Annotated in this window: 21 protein-coding genes; 9 read left to right on the top strand and 12 right to left on the bottom strand. The window is 71.4% G+C overall.

The genetic code is table 11. The features are described 5' to 3' along the window. Positions 1–11 precede the first annotated feature (11 nt). From AOM09_RS00190 to AOM09_RS00245, 12 genes are all read right to left on the bottom strand, one after another. Positions 12–629, bottom strand: a complete 618-nt coding sequence (locus tag AOM09_RS00190; protein ID WP_062382520.1) for a FliH/SctL family protein — start codon at positions 627–629, stop codon at positions 12–14. Next, entirely contained in the window at positions 619–1,626 is a 1,008-nt protein-coding gene (fliG, locus tag AOM09_RS00195; protein ID WP_062382523.1) for a flagellar motor switch protein FliG, read from the bottom strand. Before fliG ends, AOM09_RS00190 begins: the two co-directional genes overlap by 11 nt. Beyond that, complete coding sequence (gene fliF, locus AOM09_RS00200; RefSeq protein ID WP_062382526.1) at positions 1,623–3,260, bottom strand: flagellar basal-body MS-ring/collar protein FliF; 1,638 nt, start codon at positions 3,258–3,260, stop codon at positions 1,623–1,625. The genes fliG and fliF overlap by 4 nt, the downstream gene beginning before the upstream one ends. Further along, positions 3,260–3,571, bottom strand: coding sequence for a flagellar hook-basal body complex protein FliE (gene fliE / locus AOM09_RS00205; RefSeq protein ID WP_062382529.1), 312 nt, complete (start codon positions 3,569–3,571; stop codon positions 3,260–3,262). Before fliE ends, fliF begins: the two co-directional genes overlap by 1 nt. Continuing rightward, a complete protein-coding gene (gene flgC, locus AOM09_RS00210; RefSeq protein ID WP_062382533.1) occupies positions 3,571–3,978 on the bottom strand; it encodes a flagellar basal body rod protein FlgC in 408 nt (135 codons plus the stop codon). Before flgC ends, fliE begins: the two co-directional genes overlap by 1 nt. After that, entirely contained in the window at positions 3,978–4,319 is a 342-nt protein-coding gene (locus tag AOM09_RS00215) for a flagellar basal body rod protein FlgB (RefSeq protein ID WP_062382536.1), read from the bottom strand. The genes flgC and AOM09_RS00215 overlap by 1 nt, the downstream gene beginning before the upstream one ends. Before the next feature lie 138 nt (positions 4,320–4,457). After that, positions 4,458–4,778 carry a hypothetical protein gene (locus AOM09_RS00220; protein ID WP_062382539.1) on the bottom strand — a complete coding sequence of 107 codons (321 nt, stop codon included), beginning with the start codon at positions 4,776–4,778 and terminating at the stop codon, positions 4,458–4,460. Next, on the bottom strand, positions 4,775–5,191 hold the full coding sequence (gene fliS / locus AOM09_RS00225; RefSeq protein WP_062382543.1) for a flagellar export chaperone FliS: 417 nt from the start codon (positions 5,189–5,191) through the stop codon (positions 4,775–4,777). The genes AOM09_RS00220 and fliS overlap by 4 nt, the downstream gene beginning before the upstream one ends. Before the next feature lie 13 nt (positions 5,192–5,204). Continuing rightward, complete coding sequence (gene fliD / locus AOM09_RS00230) at positions 5,205–6,575, bottom strand: flagellar filament capping protein FliD (protein WP_062382547.1); 1,371 nt, start codon at positions 6,573–6,575, stop codon at positions 5,205–5,207. Positions 6,576–6,716: 141 nt separating this feature from the next. Then, entirely contained in the window at positions 6,717–7,886 is a 1,170-nt protein-coding gene (locus AOM09_RS00235) for a flagellin N-terminal helical domain-containing protein (RefSeq protein WP_062382551.1), read from the bottom strand. Between the two features lie 151 nt (positions 7,887–8,037). Then, the gene (locus AOM09_RS00240; protein WP_062382555.1) at positions 8,038–8,241 is read right to left on the bottom strand and encodes a hypothetical protein; all 204 of its coding nucleotides are present in this window, start codon (positions 8,239–8,241) and stop codon (positions 8,038–8,040) included. 11 nt (positions 8,242–8,252) lie between these two features. After that, on the bottom strand, positions 8,253–9,110 hold the full coding sequence (locus tag AOM09_RS00245; RefSeq protein WP_062384314.1) for a sigma-70 family RNA polymerase sigma factor: 858 nt from the start codon (positions 9,108–9,110) through the stop codon (positions 8,253–8,255). Positions 9,111–9,464: 354 nt separating this feature from the next. On the opposite strand from AOM09_RS00245, the gene AOM09_RS00250 reads away from it, so the two are divergent. From AOM09_RS00250 to AOM09_RS00290, 9 genes are read left to right on the top strand one after another with little or no spacing between them, the layout of a single operon-like run. After that, entirely contained in the window at positions 9,465–9,944 is a 480-nt protein-coding gene (locus tag AOM09_RS00250; protein ID WP_062382558.1) for a flagellar protein FlgN, read from the top strand. Continuing rightward, positions 9,944–11,377, top strand: coding sequence for a flagellar hook-associated protein FlgK (gene flgK, locus AOM09_RS00255; protein ID WP_062382562.1), 1,434 nt, complete (start codon positions 9,944–9,946; stop codon positions 11,375–11,377). Before AOM09_RS00250 ends, flgK begins: the two co-directional genes overlap by 1 nt. A 3-nt stretch (positions 11,378–11,380) precedes the next feature. Then, complete coding sequence (gene flgL / locus AOM09_RS00260; RefSeq protein ID WP_062382566.1) at positions 11,381–12,274, top strand: flagellar hook-associated protein FlgL; 894 nt, start codon at positions 11,381–11,383, stop codon at positions 12,272–12,274. Beyond that, positions 12,271–12,714: a flagellar assembly protein FliW gene (locus tag AOM09_RS00265; RefSeq protein ID WP_062382569.1), complete on the top strand. Its 444-nt coding sequence runs from the start codon at positions 12,271–12,273 to the stop codon at positions 12,712–12,714. Before flgL ends, AOM09_RS00265 begins: the two co-directional genes overlap by 4 nt. Before the next feature lie 55 nt (positions 12,715–12,769). Beyond that, entirely contained in the window at positions 12,770–13,477 is a 708-nt protein-coding gene (locus tag AOM09_RS00270) for an FHA domain-containing protein (protein WP_062382572.1), read from the top strand. A gap of 1 nt (position 13,478) precedes the next feature. Then, the gene (locus AOM09_RS00275; protein WP_062382576.1) at positions 13,479–13,997 is read left to right on the top strand and encodes an FHA domain-containing protein FhaB/FipA; all 519 of its coding nucleotides are present in this window, start codon (positions 13,479–13,481) and stop codon (positions 13,995–13,997) included. Then, positions 13,997–15,196 carry a PP2C family protein-serine/threonine phosphatase gene (locus AOM09_RS00280; RefSeq protein WP_082098682.1) on the top strand — a complete coding sequence of 400 codons (1,200 nt, stop codon included), beginning with the start codon at positions 13,997–13,999 and terminating at the stop codon, positions 15,194–15,196. Before AOM09_RS00275 ends, AOM09_RS00280 begins: the two co-directional genes overlap by 1 nt. Next, complete coding sequence (locus tag AOM09_RS00285) at positions 15,196–16,539, top strand: FtsW/RodA/SpoVE family cell cycle protein (protein ID WP_062382579.1); 1,344 nt, start codon at positions 15,196–15,198, stop codon at positions 16,537–16,539. The genes AOM09_RS00280 and AOM09_RS00285 overlap by 1 nt, the downstream gene beginning before the upstream one ends. Continuing rightward, positions 16,536–17,999 (top strand): peptidoglycan D,D-transpeptidase FtsI family protein, encoded by a 1,464-nt coding sequence (locus AOM09_RS00290; RefSeq protein WP_062382587.1) that lies wholly within the window; start codon positions 16,536–16,538, stop codon positions 17,997–17,999. The genes AOM09_RS00285 and AOM09_RS00290 overlap by 4 nt, the downstream gene beginning before the upstream one ends. The last annotated feature ends 1 nt before the right edge of the window (position 18,000 follow it).

Genomic DNA, 18,000 nt, shown 5'->3' on the forward strand with positions numbered 1-18,000 from the left:
CACGGGGGTGGTCACAGGCCGGCCTCCAGGGCGGCGCGCGCCCGGTCGAGCCCGGCGCCGATGCGCGCGTCGAGCAGCCCGTCGGCGTGCTCGGCGATCACGTCCCCGCGCGACAGGCGCGGGTCCGCCGCGAGCGCGATCATGGCGGGCACCGCCGCCTCTCCCGCGTCGACGAGCCTCCGGATCTCCGCGAGATCGTCGGGGTGCAGGCGCATCGTGGTGGTCTCGAGCCCGGCCGGCATCGCGAGGGCGCGGGACAGCACCGACCGCGCGGAGGCGTCGCCGTCGCGCAGCTCGTGGGTGAGGACGGCCTCCGCGAGCTCGACGGCGGCGGCGTGCATCGTCGACTCGGCCTGGGCGATCACGGGCAGCGCGCGCTCGTGCCACGTGCGGGCGGCCGCGCCGAGCGCGAGGAGCGCGTCGCACAACGCGGCATCGCGCGCCTCCTGGCGGCGGGCGTGATCGGCCTGCTCGCGCGCGCGGTCCTGCTGGGCCGCCTCGGCGGCCGCACGGGCACCGGCTGCCCACCCGGCGGCGAAGCCGGCCGCGTGGGACTCGCCCGGCGCATCGGCCCGCTGGGGCGCGATGGCCGACGGCACGAACGTGGAGACCTTGGCGTCAGGCGACATACTCGTCCTCGCCGTCCCGGCTGATCATGATCTCGCCGCGCTCCTCGAGGCCGCGGATGACCTGGACCACCTTCGAGCGCGCCTCCTCGACCAGCGAGATGCGCACCGGACCCAGCGAGTCGATCTCCTCGAGCAGGTTCTCTCGCGCCCGCTCGGACATGTTCCGCAGGATCTTGTCCCGCACGGCGTCCTCGGCGCCCTTGAGGGCGGTGGCGAGCGTGCTGGTCTCGACGGAGCGCATCACCAGCTGGATCGCGCGGTCCTCGAGCAGCGTGATGTCCGCGAACACGAACATCATCTGGCGGATCTGGTCGGCGAGCTCGGGGTCCTGCTCCGACAGCCCCTCGAGGATGAGCTTCTCGGTGGCGGCGTCGGCGCGGTTGATGATCTCGACCAGCGGCTGCACGCCGCCCACGGAGGTCAGCTCCTGCGAGGTGATGAGCGTGGTCGCCTTGAGCTTGAGCTGATCGGCGATGAGCGTGACGACGTCGGGCGACGCGCCCTCCATGAGGGCGATGCGGCGCGCGACGATGGTCTGGGTCTCGGGCGTGAAGCCCGCCATGATCGCGGAGGCGTGCTCGGGGCGCAGGTGCGCGAGCACGAGCGCGATGGTCTGGGGGTGCTCGCCGTTGAGGAGCGAGACCACCTGGCGGGCGTCGGCGTGCTTGAGGAACTCGAACGGCTGGACCTGCACGCTCGACTGGAGGCGCTCGAGGACCTCGGCGGCCTTCTCCCGCCCCAGGGTCTCCTCGAGCAGCTTCTTCGCGTAGGAGTAGCCGCCGCTCGCGACGGTGAGCGCGCGGGTGGCGGTGCGCTGGAACTCGTCGAGCACCTCGACGACCGTCGCCTCGTCCACCGTGCGCAGCCGGGTGATCTCGGCCGTCACCAGCTCGATCTCGTTCTCGGAGAGCTGCTGCATCACGCGCGAGGCGGAGTCCCGGCCCATCTGGATCAGCACGAGCGCGGCCTTCTGGGTGCCCGTCAGCATCACGGTCATGCGTTCCTCCCCGAGCCGATCCAGCCGCGCAGCACCTCGGCCACCTCGGCCGGCTGCTGCGCCGCGAAGGCGGCGATCTCGTCGCGGACCGCGAGCGCGACCGCGTCCATGTCCGGCACGGGCGCGGCCTCGAGCGCGAGCTCGGCCTCGTCCGCGACCGAACCGGCCTGGTCGAGCAGCGCCTGCGTGCGCGCCTCGAGGGCGGCCTGCGCGCGGGCCTCGAGCTCCTCGACGGCCTCGAGGCTCAGCTCGATGCGCTCGTCCATCGGCCCGCGACGACGGCGGCCCTTCACCAGGGCCAGCACCACGATGAGGATCACGGACAGCAGGAGCGCGCCCCACTTGGCGAACTCGATGTACATGGACCGGGTCGCGGCCTCCTTGTCGGCCGCGGCGGCCTCGCCGAGCGCCGCGGTCGCGGCATCGGCAGCGGAGGAGTCGAACGCCATCGTGTTGACGGACACCACGTCGCCGCGGGTCTCGTCGATGCCGGCGGCTGCGGCGACCATCGCGCTCAACGCGTCGAGGTCGATCGCGGCGGCGGCCTCCTGGTTCGCGACCACGGACACCGACTGGCGGCGCACGGAGCCCGGGGCGGTCTCGGTCACCTCGACGGTCCTGTCGACCGCGTTGTTGGTGACCGTGTCCTCCTTCTTGTAGGTCCCCTCCGAGTCCTCGCCGGACGGCACCGAGATGTTGTCGGGTCCCAGCACGCCGGCGCTGGTGCTGCCCGCGCCACCCGTGTACTCCTCGAGCGTCTGCGACTCGGACAGCGGCGCCGCGTCGGGGTTCGAGTCGTAGGTCTCGGAGGTGGTCGACGTCTTGTCGTAGTCGAGCTCCGCGGTGACGGAGACCATCGCGTTGCCGGCGCCGACCACGCGGTCGAGCATCGCCTGGACGCTCGCGGCCACGCGGTTCTCGTAGTCCGCGGTCTGGCCGCCCTGCTCGAGCGCGGTCGAGCCGCCGCCCACCGTGGACAGCACCACGCCGTTGGCGTCGATCACGGCGACGTCCTCGGGCTGCATGCCCTCGATCGACGCGGACACCAGGTGGACGATGGCCTGGACGCTCTGCGTGTCCAGCGAACGGCCGGCCTCGGTGTCGATGAAGACGGAGGCGGTCGGGTCCTCGCGCTCGTCCACGAACACGGTCTCCTGGGGGAGCGCGAGCTTGACCGAGGCGGTGCGCACCGCCTCCATCGCGCCGATGGTCTGCGCGAGCTCGCCCTCGAGGGCGCGCTGGTAGGTGACCTGCTGCTGGAAGTCCGAGCTGGTCATCGACATGTCGTCGAGGAGCGCGTACCCGGTGGCGGTGCCGGCGGGCAGGCCCGTCGCGGCGACCGCGAGGCGCGTGTCGTACAGCTGCTCCTGGGGCACCAGGATGGTGCCGCCGCCGGCCGTCAGCTCATAGGCGACGCCGGTCGCGTCGAGCTGCTCGACGATCGCGGCGGCGTCATCGGCGGCGAGGTTGGTGAACAGCGGCGACATCGTGGGCTTGGTGGTGTACTGCGCGAGGGCGATGAGGCCCACCACGAGCAGGCCCGCGAGGAGCGCCGCGAACACCTTCTGCGCCACCGACATCTGCCCCGCGTAGTCGCGCACGCGGTTCCACTCCTGCTGGATCTGCGCGGGCATCAGACCTGGATCCTCAGGATCTCGGTGACGCCCTCGACGGCCTTGTTGCGCAGCGCCGCGGCGAGCTCGAGCGCCACCGCGGCCTCGGTCGCGGCGATCGTGTAGTCATGCACGTCGGAGAGGTCGCCGGTGACGGCCTTGATCGCAAGGTCGCTGCTGGTCGACTGGAGGCCCTGGAGGCCGTCGACCGCCGAGCTGAGCTGAGCGGCGAAGGCCGCGCCGCCGTCCGCGGAGGCCGTCGCGGTCGCCTCGGTGGCGGCCGTGGGCAGGAGGGACGCGGCGGAGACCGCCGAGATGGGCGAGATGGACATCAGGCCTTCCCGATGGTGAGCGCGGTGGAGTACATGTCGCGCGCGCGGTCCACCACGGCGGCGTTCGCCTGGTAGCCGCGCTGCGCCATGATGAGCTGCGTCATCTGGCTCGACATGTCGATGTCGGGGTAGCGGACGTAGCCGTCCTCGTCCGCGAGGGGGTGGGTGGGCTCGTAGACCAGGCGGCCCTCGGCGTCGCCGAACGCGGCGCCGGCGACGTGCACGCCGCCCGACTCGCCGCCCTGGGTGTCGTTGGCCTGAGCGATGACGTAGCGCGCCTGGAAGGCGTCCTCGGAGGTCGCGGTGACGGTGTTGAGGTTCGCGAGGTTGTCGGAGACCGCGTCGAGCCACTTGCGGTAGACGGTCATGCCCGATCCGGCGATGCCGAGCGCGGCGAAGGTACCCATCAGGAGCTCCTCATCGCGGTGCGCAGCGCGGTGAACTTGCCGTCGATCGCCCGCGTCGCGAGGTCGTAGCGCAGCCCGGTGTCGACGTTCGAGAGGGTCTCGGTGTCGAGGTTGACGTTGTTGCCGTCCTCGCGCGTGGGCTCGAGCGAGCGCGCCACGGTCGCGGTCACGGATCCGTCGCCGTCCGCGACAGCCGCCGCGAGCGCGTCCTCGAAGACCACCTTGCGGGCCGTGTAGCCCGGGGTCTGGACGTTGGCGATGTTGTCGGCGATGGTGCGCTGACGCAGCGACAGCGCGTCGAGCGCGCTGTTCATCGCGTCCATGCTGACGGATCCGAACACGGGTCACCCTTCGAACGAGGTGGGGTGGCCGATCCGTGGCCGAGGCGAGAGCGATCCGTGCTCGCAGTCCTCATCGGACGGCGGAATCCGCCGGTGAGGCTTCACTTAAGTGACATGTGTCACTTCTGCAACAGGGGTCTACGCAGGGATGTCGACGTAGACCGGCGGCGTCGAGGCGCCCGCCGTGAGCTGCGAGATGGCGCGCCCGTGACGGCGCGAATCGCTCGCCGCGGCGGCGAGGCGCGCGGAGACGTCGACCTGGCGCGCGAGCAGCGCACGGGCACGGGCCTCGAGCGACGCCGGCATCGGTCCGATGCCGACAGGGGGACGCCACGTGCGGGTGGGCGCCTCCGGGGGGATGTAGGCGGCGGCGAGCATGCGCTCGGCCTCGTCGACGTCGAGCTCGAGCTCGGCGAGGGTGCGCTCCCAGGCCTCGTGCCAGGCCGCCTCGTCGCTCATGCGACGCCGGTCATCGCCAGGTGGTCGGCCGCGGCGGCGGCCGAGCCTTGGGCCACCTGACGCCACGTGTCGCGCAGCGGACCGACCAGGGAGCGGCACTCCGCGACCTTGTCGACGTCCTGGCGGATGTTCGCGTCGATGAGCGTGCCGCTGAGATACACGTAGATGGACATGAGCTGCGGGGCTCCGTCCCACGCGGTGACGTCGAGCGTGCTGGTGAGCTCGGCGACGATCTCCTGGGCGTGCTGCAGCTGCGCGCTCGCCTCGGCGCGCTTGCCGTCGCGCATCGCGATGTCGGCGCGCTCGAGGTCCAGCACCAGACGGTCGTAGAGCATCACCAGCAGCGCCCCGGGCGTCGCCGTGGTGACGGCGTCCTGGAGGTACCGGTTCCGTGCGGCGGCGTATCCCTGCATCGTGCCCCTCCCGTTACTTGCTGCTCGACGTCGACAGCGACTCGAGCGCGGACGTGATGTAATCCATCTGCGAGTTGAGGGAGGACAGCGTGACCTCCATCGCGGTGAACTTCGCGTAGAGCGCCTCCTGGCGCGCGGCCAGGCGCGTGTCCCAGTTGGAGATCTGGCTTGCGAGCGAGTCGATCTCGGTCTGGCGGGTCTTAAGGCTCTGGGTGAGCACGCCGTCCTGGGAGTCCGCGTAGATGTCCGCGGCGTCCTCGAGGCGGGTCGCGAGCGACTGCATCGCCGTGGCGACCCCCGCGGGGTCCTCGGCGAGCGCCTCCGCGAAGGCGGTCTCGTTGAACGTGATGGCGCCGTACCGGTCCACCTCGATGCCGTACTCCGACGGGGACTTGCCGTCGATCGGGTACGTCATCGCCTCGTTGAGCTTGGACCGCATGTTCCGCACGAGCGCGTCGCCCGCGAGGAGGCCGCCCGAGACGGAGCTGGTGCCGTCCGAGTTGGTGGTGGAGGTCGACTTGGTGCCCGCGTCGATCGCGGTGAGGATCGCGGTCATCTTGGTGACGAGCCCGCTCACCTGCGACTTGACCGCGGAGGAGTCGACCGCGGAGGAGACCGTGACGTCCTCCTCGACCTTGGAGACGGTGACGTCGACGCCGGTCATGAGGCCGGTGAAGGTGTTGGACGACTGGGTGAAGGACTGCTCCTCTGCGGTGCCCTTCCACAGCGTGATCTGCGCGTCGGAGGCGGCGCGCGTCACCGAGGCGTCGAGGCGCGTCGCGGTGCCCGCGGTCGCCGCCGCCTCGTCGCCGACGTAGAGCTCGAAGGCCCCGTCGGTGCCCGTGGCGGTGCCGGTGAACTGCAGGCGCGAGGTGCCGCCGCCGGTCGAGACCACCGTGGCGGTCACTCCGAGGTCGCCCGAGTTGATGGCTTTCGCGATGTCGGCGAGCGAGTTCGAGGTCGCGGTGACCGAGGCGTACGTGCCGTCGGCCTTCTTCACGGTGAGCGTGGGCGGGTTGTCCGCGACCAGGTCGGCGCCGGAGGCCACGGAGGCCGAGAGCGAGACCTGGGACTTCGCGACGGCGTCGACGGAGAACGTCAGCGAGCCGGCGGTCGCAGAGGTCGAGGCGGTCGCGGTGACGGCGCTCGAGCTGGAGGTGGCCTTGAACGTGGTCCAGGTCGAGGCCTTGGCGGCCGTCGCGGCCGCGTCCGCGAGCGCCTTGATCTTGGTGTTGATCGACTGGAGCGAGGAGACCACGCTCTCGGCGGTCGACTTCTTCTTCGACAGCAGCGTCTGCGGGCCGGCCTCGATCTGCATGAGCGCGCTGATGATCGAGCTGGTGTCGAGTCCCGACGAGATGCCGTCGATTCCCAAGGTGGCCACTGGCGCTCCTCCGTCGGTTGGTTGTTCCTGCGACTGCTTGCGACTTCGCGCCGCGGAAGAGGCCTGAGGGGAGAGCCTTTCCGCGGCGCGAAGGGGGGTGGCGGCGCCCCGGCCCGAAGGTCAGGACGCCGCCGGTGGGCCTTAGCCCTGGAGAAGCTGCAGCACGCCCTGCGGCAGCGACTTCGCCTGCGCGAGCATCGCGGTGCCGGCCTGCGACAGGATGTTCGCGGAGGTGTAGTTCACCATCTCCGACGCCATGTCGGTGTCGCGGATGCGCGACTCCGAGGCCGTCAGGTTCTCGATCGCCACGTTGACGTTCTTGATGGTGTGCTCGAGGCGGTTCTGGTACGCACCGAGGTTGGCGCGGGCCGTGGAGACCGTCTTGATCTGCGAGTCGATCATGTCGATCGACGCCTGCGCAGCGTCGGCGCTCGAGAAGTCGAGGCCGATCGGCGAGGAGGTGCCCGCCGTGCCGGCCGCGATACCCGCACCCGGAGCGGTCACGCCCACGCTGCCGCCGTTGAGCGCCTTCACCGAGATGCCGGTCGCGGCGCCATCGGCGTCCTTGACCACGGACACCGAGAAGTTCGCCGCGAAGTTCGCGTCCGCCGACAGCTTGTCGGCGAGGTCCTGGACGGACGTCGGCGCAGCGCCGCCGCTCAGGTCCACCGCGATGGTCGAGGTGACGCCCGAGCCGTTGTCGACGTCGAACGAGTAGGTGCCGTTGGTGAGCGAGCCGGTCGTCACCGCGAACTCGGTGCCGGTGGTCGCGAGGGCGCCCGTGGTGAGCGTCTGGGCGATCGTGGAGATGTTCGCCGAGGACAGGTCGACCGAGATCTGGCTGTCCGTGCCGGAGCCCGCGCCCACCTGGAACTTCAGCGTGCCAGCCGTGCCGTCGAGCAGGTTGGTGCCGTTGAAGTTGGTGGACTTCGAGATGCGGCCGAGCTCGTCGACCAGGCTCGAGGCCTCGGTCTCGATCGCGGTGCGCGCGTCGGCGTTGTTCGAGTCGTTCGCCGCCTGGACGCCCAGGTCGCGGAGACGCTGGAGGATCGAGTGGACCTCGGTCAGCGCGCCTTCAGCGGTCTGGACGACCGAGATGCCGTCCTGCGCGTTGCGGGACGCGACGGTGAGGCCGCCGATCTGCGAGCGGAGGCCCTCCGAGATGGCGAGGCCGGCCGCGTCGTCAGCCGCACGGTTGATGCGGAGACCCGAGGACAGCTTCTCGAGCGACTTGCCGAGGTCGTTCTGCGTGTTGGAGAGGTTGCGGTACGCGTTGAGCGCGGCAACGTTGTTGTTGACGGTGAGACCCATGGTGTTTCTCCATCCTTGAGAGGGCCGGACTGGCAACCCATCCGTGGGTTGACATCTGCCTCATCGACCCCGGCGCGGGGGTGTTGAGGGATTCGGGAAGGAATTGACCCGACGTCCCGATCGCACCCTCTACGAGGCACGATGCATGGATTCAGGCCTCGTCGGAGGCGTCGTCGGCGAGCACGGCCATCGCGGCGATGGCGAGGGCGGCGCGGTCGGTCGCCGCGCGCTGCGCGGCGGAGCGCGCTGTCACCGCCGAGGCGCACGCCCCGAGGCGCTGCTCGGGCAGCCAGGACGAGTCGGCCTCGGCGCGCGCGGCGTCGACGGTGTGCTGGTCGACCTGTCCGGTGCGCACGTCGCCCTCGATCAGGACGCCGCTCGGGTGTGCGCGGGGCGGGCCGTCCCGTGGACCGCGCCTGCGGCCGCCATGACGCCCGCGTGGGTCGAGGTGCGCGCCGCGATGGAGGCGAAGTACGCCTGGCGGCGGCGCTCGGCCACGCCCTGCTGGGGGTCGACCGTGGGGACCTCGTCGCGCTCGAGGTTCGCCTCGAGCCCGTCCTTGAGCAGGGACAGCGCCTCGGTGCGCAGCTGGCTGATGCGCGAGCGCGTCACGCCCAGCTCCTCGGCCAGCTCGACCACCGGGCGGTCGTGCATGAACAGCTGCTCGATGACGTAGCGGAGCTTGTCGGGCAGGCACTCGACGCCGGCGCGCAGGTAGTCGATCCGCTCGGCTCCCACCACCGCGTCGAGAGGACCGGCGCTCGTGTCGACCACCACGTCGGCGATCGCACCGTCGAAGGCCTCGATCGACAGCATCCGGGCGTCGCCATCGGCGTGGGCCGCGTGGACCTCGGCGATCGAGACGCCGAGCGCGGAGGCGATCTCGGCCCGGCTGGGCTCGCGGCCCAGCGCGGCGGCGAGGCGCTCGGAGACCTCGGTCACCTGGCGAGCGCGCTGGCGGGCGCCGCGCGAGACCCAGTCCATCGAGCGGAGCTCGTCGATGAGCGCGCCGCGGATGCGCATCGAGGCGTAGCGGGCGAACGGGACGCCCTTGGACTCGTCGAAGGACCGTGCCGCGCGGACGAGCGCGATGGACCCCGCCGACATGAGGTCGGCACGCGACACATGCGCGGGGACGCGGGCCATGACCTCGTTGACGTTGTAGCCCACGAGCGCAAGGTGCTCTTCGACGAGAGCGTTCGAAGCGCGGAGATCGGTGTCCATGCGGAGCATCGTGGCAGGCGTTCACATCCCGGCGTCGCTTTTGCTGACCGGATTGACGGCATTACGTGCCATTACGTGTGTCATCGCGTCGAAAGCGCGTCCGTTTCGCACCCTTCGGCGCCGATGCACCCCCGGCTTTGTCCAGATTTGCGGCATTGAACTGTACAGGTGTCAGTGAGGAAGTCCACACGAGTGGGCCGCGTCACATTCGTTGCACGCGTCGCCGCACTTCCGCATGCGCAACATAACCGTCACAATTGCGTGTCGGAGGCCGATAGGACTGCTGTGACCGGTGCGAGAAGGCTCGCGAGGGTCGGAAAAGTCGACGCCGGCGAAGGGATACCGAGGAGCGTCATGTCATTCGATGAGCTGTCCGCCGTTCTCTGGCGCGAGCGCGAGCTCCTGGAGACCCTGCTGTACAAGCTGGAGACCGAGGAGCTGGTCATCACGAGCGGCCGTAGCCGCTGGCTGGCACGCGCGGCGCGCGAGGTGGAGCTGGTGCTCGACCAGATCCGCGGAGCCGACCTGGGCCGCGCGGCCGAGGCCGATGCGGCCGCGCGCTCGATCGGGCTCGACGGCGACCCGGGCCTGCGCGAGCTGGCCGCCGCCGCACCGTCCCCGTGGGACGAGATGCTGACCGCCCACCACGTCGCTCTCTCCGGCCTCGCGTCGCAGATCGCCGCGCTCGGCGAGAGCAACCGCGAGCTGCTGGCGGTGTCGCTGCAGGCGACACGCGAGGCGCTCGTCGGCATCGAGGCGACCGTCGGCACGTACGACCAGAAGGGCAGCGCGTCGCGCTCGTCCTCCTCCTTCCTCCTGGACGAGACCCTCTGATGAGCACCTTCTCCGGCATCTCGGGCGCCCTGTCCTCGCTCATCGCGCAGCGCCAGGCGCTCGACGTCGCGGGCCAGAACATCGCGAATGCCAACACCGCCGGCTACACCCGCCAGACCCTCTCGGTCCAGGCGATCAACGCGTCCTCCGTGACCGCGCTGTACTCGACGTCGAACGGCGTGGGCAACGGCGTGCAGGTGGTGGGCATCAACCGCATCGCGGACATGTTCCTGGACTCGCGGCTGCGCAGCCAGACCGCGTACGCCTCGAGCACCGACGCCGCGGCCACCGCGCTCGAGCGCCTCGAGACCGTGGTGACCGAGCCCAGCGACACCGGCGTGGCCTCGGCCCTCACCGCCTTCTGGTCCTCGTGGGAGGACCTCGCGAACTCCCCCGACAGCGCGGCTGTCCGCACCACGGTCCTCGGCCAGGCGTCGAGCCTCGCCAACCGCATCTCCGACACGTACACCCAGTTCCGCTCGCAGTGGGATCAGGGCCGCACGGAGGCCGACACGATGGCGGCGCGCGTCAACACCGCCGCCGGCGCGATCGCCGACCTCAACCAGCAGATCCGCGGCGTGCTCGTCTCGGGCGGCTCGGCCAACGAGCTCATGGACCAGCGCGACCTGCTGGTCACCGAGCTCTCCGGGCTCGTGGGCGCCACGGCGACCACCAAGGCCGACGGCACGATGACGGTCATGGTCGCGGGCAACCCGCTGGTCCAGGGCGACCATGCCACGTCGATCAAGGTCAACGGCTCGTACGTCATGACGACCGCGATCGCCGAGCCCGCATCGTCCGGCGCGATCTCGCTGTCGTGGGCCGACGGCACGGCCCTCGCGCTCACCGGCGGCGCGCTCGCCGGCACGGTGTCCTCCCTCCAGCCCGCGTCGCTGGGCGGCTCGGTCGCGAAGGCCGTGGGCGCCGTCAACGACCTCGCGACCGGCGTCGCGGCGAAGGTCAACGCGCTCCACGTCACCGGCTCGACGCTCGCGGCCGCGCCGGACGACACCGGGGTGGAGTTCTTCACCTTCAGCGCCGGCGCGCCCGCCGCGCTGGGCCTCACCGTCGCGATCACCGACCCGAGCAAGGTGGCCGCGGCCGTCTCCGGCGCCGGCGAGTTCGACGGCTCGCTGGCCGACGCGATCTCGCAGCTGCGCGAGGACCCGACCGGTCCCGGCGCGACCTGGCGCTCGTTCGTGGTCGACCTGGGCGTCACCACCGCGTCGGCGCGCACGCGCGCGACCGTCGCGGAGTCCACGCGGGCCACCGCGGAGTCCCTCCAGCTGGGCAACGCGACCGTCGACATCGACGAGGAGACCGCCAACATGCTCCAGTACCAGACGGCGTACGAGGCTGCCGCGCGCGTGCTCACCACGCTCGACGAGATGCTCGACACGCTCATCAACCGCACCGGCACGGTCGGGAGGTAACCCGTGATCAACCGCGTGACCCAGCAGACCGTCCAGCGCTCCACGCTGGCCAACCTGCAGATGAACCTGTCCAAGATGGCGGACCTGCAGGGCCAGATGTCCTCGGGCAAGATCATCACCAAGGCGTCGGACGACCCGAGCTCGGCGGGGCGCGCGATGTCCTACCGCGCCGAGAAGGCCGCATCGGAGCAGGCGCTGCGCAACGCGACCGACGGCGAGTCCTGGCTGTCGCAGATCGACTCGACCCTCCAGTCCGCCGTCTCGGCGCTGCGCCGCGCGCGCAACCTCACGGTGCAGGGCGCCAACTCGGGCGCTATGGGCGACACGTCGCGCGAGGCCATCGCGGTCGACATCGACGGCCTGCGCGACGCGCTGCTCGACCTCGCCAACACGAAGCTCGACGGCCGCTCGATCTTCGCGGGCACCACGAGCACCGCGGCGGCGTTCTCCGACACCGCGGGCGGCTACGCCTGGAACGGCGTCGCCGGCTCGGCCGTCACCCGGCGCATCGGCCCCGAGGCGACCGTCCGGGTCGACGCCGACGGCTCCGCCGCCTTCGGCGAGGGTGCCGCCTCGGTGTTCCAGCTGCTCGACGACATCTCGGCGGACCTCCGCGCCGGCGTCGATGTCGCCCCTCGCCTCGCGGAGATCGACACCCGGCTCGACGCGATGCTCTCCACCCTGTCGGACGTGGGCACCCGCTACTCGCAGATCACCGAGGCGAAGTCCTCGCTCGAGTTCCGCGTGCAGGACCTCACGTCGCGCATCTCGGGCCTCGAGGACATCGACCTCGCGAAGGCCGTCCTCGAGCTCCAGATGCAGGAGGTCGCGTACCAGGGAGCGCTCGGCGCGACCAGCCGCGTGCTCCAGCCGACGCTCCTGGACTACCTCCGATGAGCGTCGCGGTCGCTGTCGACGGTGCGCGCACGGACGTGCGCGAGGTCCCCGACGCGCTCGGGTTCGTCGAGCGCATCCCCGGCATGGCCGACCTCACCCGATTCCGCCTGGCCGCGATCGACGACGCAGGCTTCGTCTTCACCCTCCGCAGCGAGGACGACCCGGGCGTGCGGCTCTTCGCCGCCTCGCCGCAGGCCTACTTCCCCTCCTACGCGCCGGCCGTGCCCGCGGAGGTGCGCACGGCGCTCGGCGCCGGGGACGATGCGGGGCTCGTCATGCTCGCGATCGTCCACCCGGGCGGCGAGGCCGACGCGACGACCGTCAACCTGCTCGCGCCCATCGTCATCGAGCCGTCCTCCGGCTCGGCGGTGCAGATGGTGCTCGACGGCGACGAGTGGCCGCTCCGCGCGCCGCTCGGCGGCGCGGCGAACGCGGCCTGACCCGTGCACGGCCAGGCCTGATGGCGCTGGCTGACACTCACGTTACGATGCCCGCATGGGTGTCCTGGACCGCTTCGAGCGCGGCGTCGAGAACGTGATGCAGAACGCGTTCGCACGCACGTTCAAGGCGGGCGTCAAGCCGGTCGAGCTCGCCGCCGCGGTCAAGCGCGAGTGCGACGCCCGCGCGGCCGTGGTCGACCGCGGCCGCACCGTGGCCCCGAACGAGTACATCGTCGCGCTCGCGCCCGCGGATCACGACACGGTCGAGCAGTGGGGCGCCGACGCGCTCCGTCACGAGCTCGTCGACTCGCTGCGCACCCACGCCGAGCGCCAGCGCTACTCGTTCGTCGGGACCGTCGACGTGACGTTCGAGGTCGACGACACGCTCGCGACCGGGCGCTACGCCGTGGTGTCGCGCACCACGCGTGGACCCGTCGCGCCCGCCACGGGCACCAACCCGAGCTCGCGCTACCCGCTGCTCGACATCGACGGCGTGCGCTACTACCTCACGGGCGAGTCGACCACCATCGGCCGCGGCACGGAGGCCGACATCGTGGTCGACGACACGGGGGTGAGCCGCCGCCACGTGCGACTCGAGGTCACCGACCACGGCACCATCCTCACGGACCTGGGCTCCACCAACGGCACCTTCGTCGAGGATCAGCGGGTCGGGGAGGCCACCCTGCTCGACGGCAATGCGATCACCATCGGGCGGACCACGCTCATGTACTGGGACGCCGTCGCCGGGGACGAGGACCTCTGACGTGAGCCAGCTCTCCATCACCCTGCTGCGCCTGGGCTTCCTGGTCCTGCTGTGGGCGCTCGTGCTCTCCGCGATCGCGGTACTGCGCGCGGACCTGTACGGCACGCGCGTCACGGCCCGCGGACGCGGGCGCGAGTCGCGCCGCGAGGAGGCCCGCGCGGAGAAGACGGCGTCGCCCAGCCGCGCCGCGACCGGCATCCGCACCGGCTCGATCTCGACACGCGAGCCCTCCGCCGGGCACCTCGCGGTGACCTCGGGGCCCCTCAAGGGCACCACCATCCCGCTGGGCGCGGCACCCGTGCTCGTGGGCCGCGCGAGCACGTGCACGCTGGTGATCGACGACGACTACTGCTCGGCGAAGCACTGCCGCATCTACCTCGAGGGGGAGCGCTGGATGGTCGAGGACCTCGGCTCGACCAACGGCACCTACCTGGGCAACCAGCGCGTCACCGACCCCGTGCCGTTCCGGTCCGGTGACGTGGTGCGCATCGGCGCGACCTCGCTGGAGCTGCGCGGCTGATGTACCTGGGGATCCACTTCGCCGCGCGCTCCGATGTGGGGCTGGTGCGCGCCAACAACCAGGACTCGGGCTTCGCCGGCCCGCACCTGCTCGCCGTCGCGGACGGCATGGGCGGCGCCGCGGGCGGCGACATCGCCTCGTCGATCGCCATCGGCCGTCTCGCCGCCCTCGAGGGCGAGGCGCACGGCCCGGACGATGCGCTCGACGAGCTCAAGGCCGCGATCTCCGACGCCCACGCCCAGATCGTGGAACGCGCGCGCAACGATCCGGAGCTCTCGGGGCTGGGCACCACCGTCACCGCGATCCTGCGCTCGGGCTCCACGCTGTCCATGGCGCACATCGGCGACTCGCGTGCCTACCTGCTGCGCGGCGGCGAGCTCGAGCAGGTCACCACCGACCACTCGTTCGTCCAGCACCTGGTCGACACCGGGCGCCTGTCGGTCGCGGACGCGGAGCACCATCCCAAGCGCTCGATGCTGCTGCGCGTGCTCGGCGACATCGACGCCGACGTGCCCGTCGACATCTCGGTGCGCGAGACGCACCCCGGCGACCGCTGGCTGCTGTGCTCCGACGGCCTCTCGGGCGTGGTGAGCAAGGACACGATGCGCACCACGATGCTCGAGGTCGAGGACCCGGGCGACTGCGCCGATGCGCTCGTGGGCCTCGCGCTCGCCGGCGGCGCGCCCGACAACGTCACGTGCATCATCGGCGACATCGTCGACATCGACGCCGCGCCGGACGGCGTCGGGCCGTCCACCTCCTCCCAGATCGTCGGCTCCGCCGCGCGCGACCGTCGCAAGCCCTCCGCGGGCGGCGACTCCCCGGCGGGCAAGGCCGCGCGCCTCGCCGCGCGCGAGGAGCCCGAGGACGACGACGAGCCTGCGCGAGACCGCTGGGCGCGCCTGCGTCCGTGGATCCTGCCCATCGCCGCGCTGCTGGTGCTCGCGGGTGCGGCGTGGGGCGGCTACGTGTGGTCGCAGAAGCAGTACTTCGTCGGCGAGAGCGACGGGTTCGTCACCATCTACCGCGGGATCCCCGAGGCGGTGGGCGACCTCACGCTCTCCCACGTGGTCGAGCAGACCGGCATCCCGGTCGACGAGCTCGAGCCTTACCAGCGCGAACGCGTGCTCGATGCCATCCGGGTGAGGAGCCTGGACGAGGCGGCCGAGGTGGTCGTGGGACTGGAGACGGGCGACTAGTGGCCACCGTCACGGACGTCAAGGTCCGCACCGGCCGCAGGAGCGAGCTGGGCCTCCTCGGCCTCGCCGTCGCGATCGCGGTGCTCGCGCGCGGGCTGGTCGACTATCACGCCGACTTCCTCGAGCTCGACGAGCTCGCGTTCTACGCAGCCGGATGGACGGTGGTCGCCCTCGCGATCCACCTCGCGATCCGCCGCTGGGCGCCGTTCGCCGACCCCGTGCTGGTGCCGGCCGTGCTCGGCCTCAACGGCATCGGCCTCGCGATGATCCGCCGCATGGACTTCGCGTACGCGTCGCGCGGCCGCGAGACCGACTTCGGCGGGGTGCAGACGGTCTGGACGCTGCTGGGCATCGCGCTCGCGCTGCTGGTGATCCTGCTGCTGCGCGACTACCGCCTGCTGCGCCGCTTCACCTACACCGCGGGCGTGCTCGGCATCATCGGCCTGCTGCTGCCGCTCGTGCCCGGGCTGGGCACCGAGATCAACGGCGCCCGCATCTGGATCTCGGTCTTCGGCCGCTCGCTCCAGCCCGCCGAGTTCGCGAAGATCGCGTTCGTCGTGTTCTTCGCCGGCTACCTGGTCACCAACCGCGACACGCTCGCCCTCGCCGGACCCAAGGTGCTGGGCATGCGCTTCCCGCGGCCCCGCGACATGGGCCCGCTCGCGCTCGTGTGGGCGGCCGCGATGCTCGTGCAGATCTACGAGCGCGACCTGGGGACGTCGCTCCTGCTCTTCGGCATCTTCGTCGCGATGCTCTACGTCGCGACCGAGCGCCTCAGCTGGGTGCTCGTGGGCCTCGGCATGTTCGGGTTCGGCGCCGTGCTCGCGGGCACCCTGTTCAGCCACGTCGCCGTGCGCTACACGGCGTGGCTGCATGCGCTCGACGCCGAGGTCTACCGGTCCGGGACCAGCGAGCAGCTGGTGCGCGGCCTCTTCGGCATGGCCTCGGGCGGCCTGTTCGGCACCGGCCTCGGCGAGGGACGCCCCGACCTGGTGCCGTACGCCGAGTCCGACTTCATCGTCGCGTCGATCGGCGAGGAGCTGGGGCTCACGGGCCTCATGGCGATCCTCACCCTCTACGTCATCATCGTGCAGCGCGCCATGCGCACCGCGATCGGGACCCGCCACGGCTTCGGCAAGCTGCTCGCCGCGGGCCTGGGCTTCGCGATCGCGCTGCAGGTCTTCATCGTGGTCGGGGGCGTCACGCGCGTCATCCCGCTCACGGGCCTCACCACGCCGTTCCTCGCGTACGGCGGATCGTCGATGCTCGCCAACTGGATCATCGTCGGCCTGCTGCTGCGGCTGTCGGATCAGGCCCGGCGCCCCGAGGAGGTGACCGCGTGAACGAGCCCGTCCGCCGCCTCTCCGTCGTGGTGCTCGCGATGTTCCTCGCGCTCATGGTCGCGGCGTCCTACATCCAGGTGATCGCCGCCGGCGACCTCAACGCCGACGCACGCAACGTGCGCACGCTGTACCGCGAGTACGGGACCTTCCGCGGGCCCATCGTGGTCGACGGCGAGTCCGTCGTGTGGTCCAAGCCGGTCGACGACCCGTTCAGCTACCAGCGCACCTACGCCGACGGCCCGCTGTACGCCGCAGCGACCGGCTACTACTCCATCGTCTTCGGCCGCACCGCGATCGAGCAGACCGAGAACGATCTCCTGTCGGGCACCGCCGACTCGCTCTTCTGGACGCGCCTGTCGGACCTCGTGTCGGGGGAGACCCAGCGCGGCGCGAGCGTCGAGCTCACGCTCAGCGCGCAGGTCCAGGAGGCCGCCGCGAGCGCGCTCGGCGACAGCGCCGGCGCGGTGGTCGCGCTCGACCCGCGCTCGGGCGAGGTGCTCGCGATGGTCACGAGCCCCACGTACGATCCCGCGACGCTCGCCGGTCACGACAGCGCCGAGGTCAACGAGAACTACCAGGCGCTGCTGAGCCAGGAGGACGGCCCGCTGGTCAACCGCGCGATCGCGGGCGACCTCTACCCGCCGGGCTCGACGTTCAAGCTCATCGTGTCCGCGGCGGCGCTCGAGGCCGGCTACGACGCCGACTCCGAGCTCTACGCTCCGGACCAGCTCGAGCTGCCGCAGTCGTCGAACACGCTCGGCAACTACGGCGGCGAGTCCTGCTCCGCGAACGAGTTCCAGACCCTCGCGGACTCGCTCGCGATGAGCTGCAACACGTCCTTCGCGAACCTGGGTATGCAGCTCGGGTGGAACCTGGTCGCGCGCAAGGCCGAGGAGTTCGGCTGGGGCGAGCAGCTCTCCATCCCGCTCGCCGTGACCCCGTCGGTGCTGCCCGACAACCCGGACGATGCGCAGACCGCCATGTCCTCCATCGGCCAGTTCGACGTCCGCGCCACTCCGCTGCAGATGGCGATGGTCGCGGCCGGCATCGCGAACGACGGCGTCCTCATGCGCCCCTACCTGGTCGACTCGGTGCGCGACGCCAACCTGCGGCTGGTCGAGGACGCCGAGCCCGAGGAGATGTCGCAGCCGATGTCCCGCGCGGACGCGAACGAGCTCACCGACATGATGGTCCAGGTGGTCGAGGCGGGCACCGGCTCCGCCGCGCGCATCGACGGCGTCTCCGTGGCGGGCAAGACCGGCACGGCCGAGACGGGCACCGACGAGCGCCCGCACACGTGGTTCGTGGGCTTCGCCCCCGCGAACGACCCGGTGGTCGCCGTCGCCGTGCTCGTGGAGAACGGCGGCTCGACGGAGGGCGAGGTGACGGGCGGCAAGGTCGCCGCCCCCATCGCGCGCGCCGTCATGGAGGCCGCCATCGCGGCCCAGGGAGGAAGCTGAC

This window comes from Demequina iriomotensis (genome assembly GCF_000971395.1).
In the GTDB taxonomy this organism is placed as follows: Bacteria; Actinomycetota; Actinomycetes; order Actinomycetales; family Demequinaceae; genus Demequina; species Demequina iriomotensis.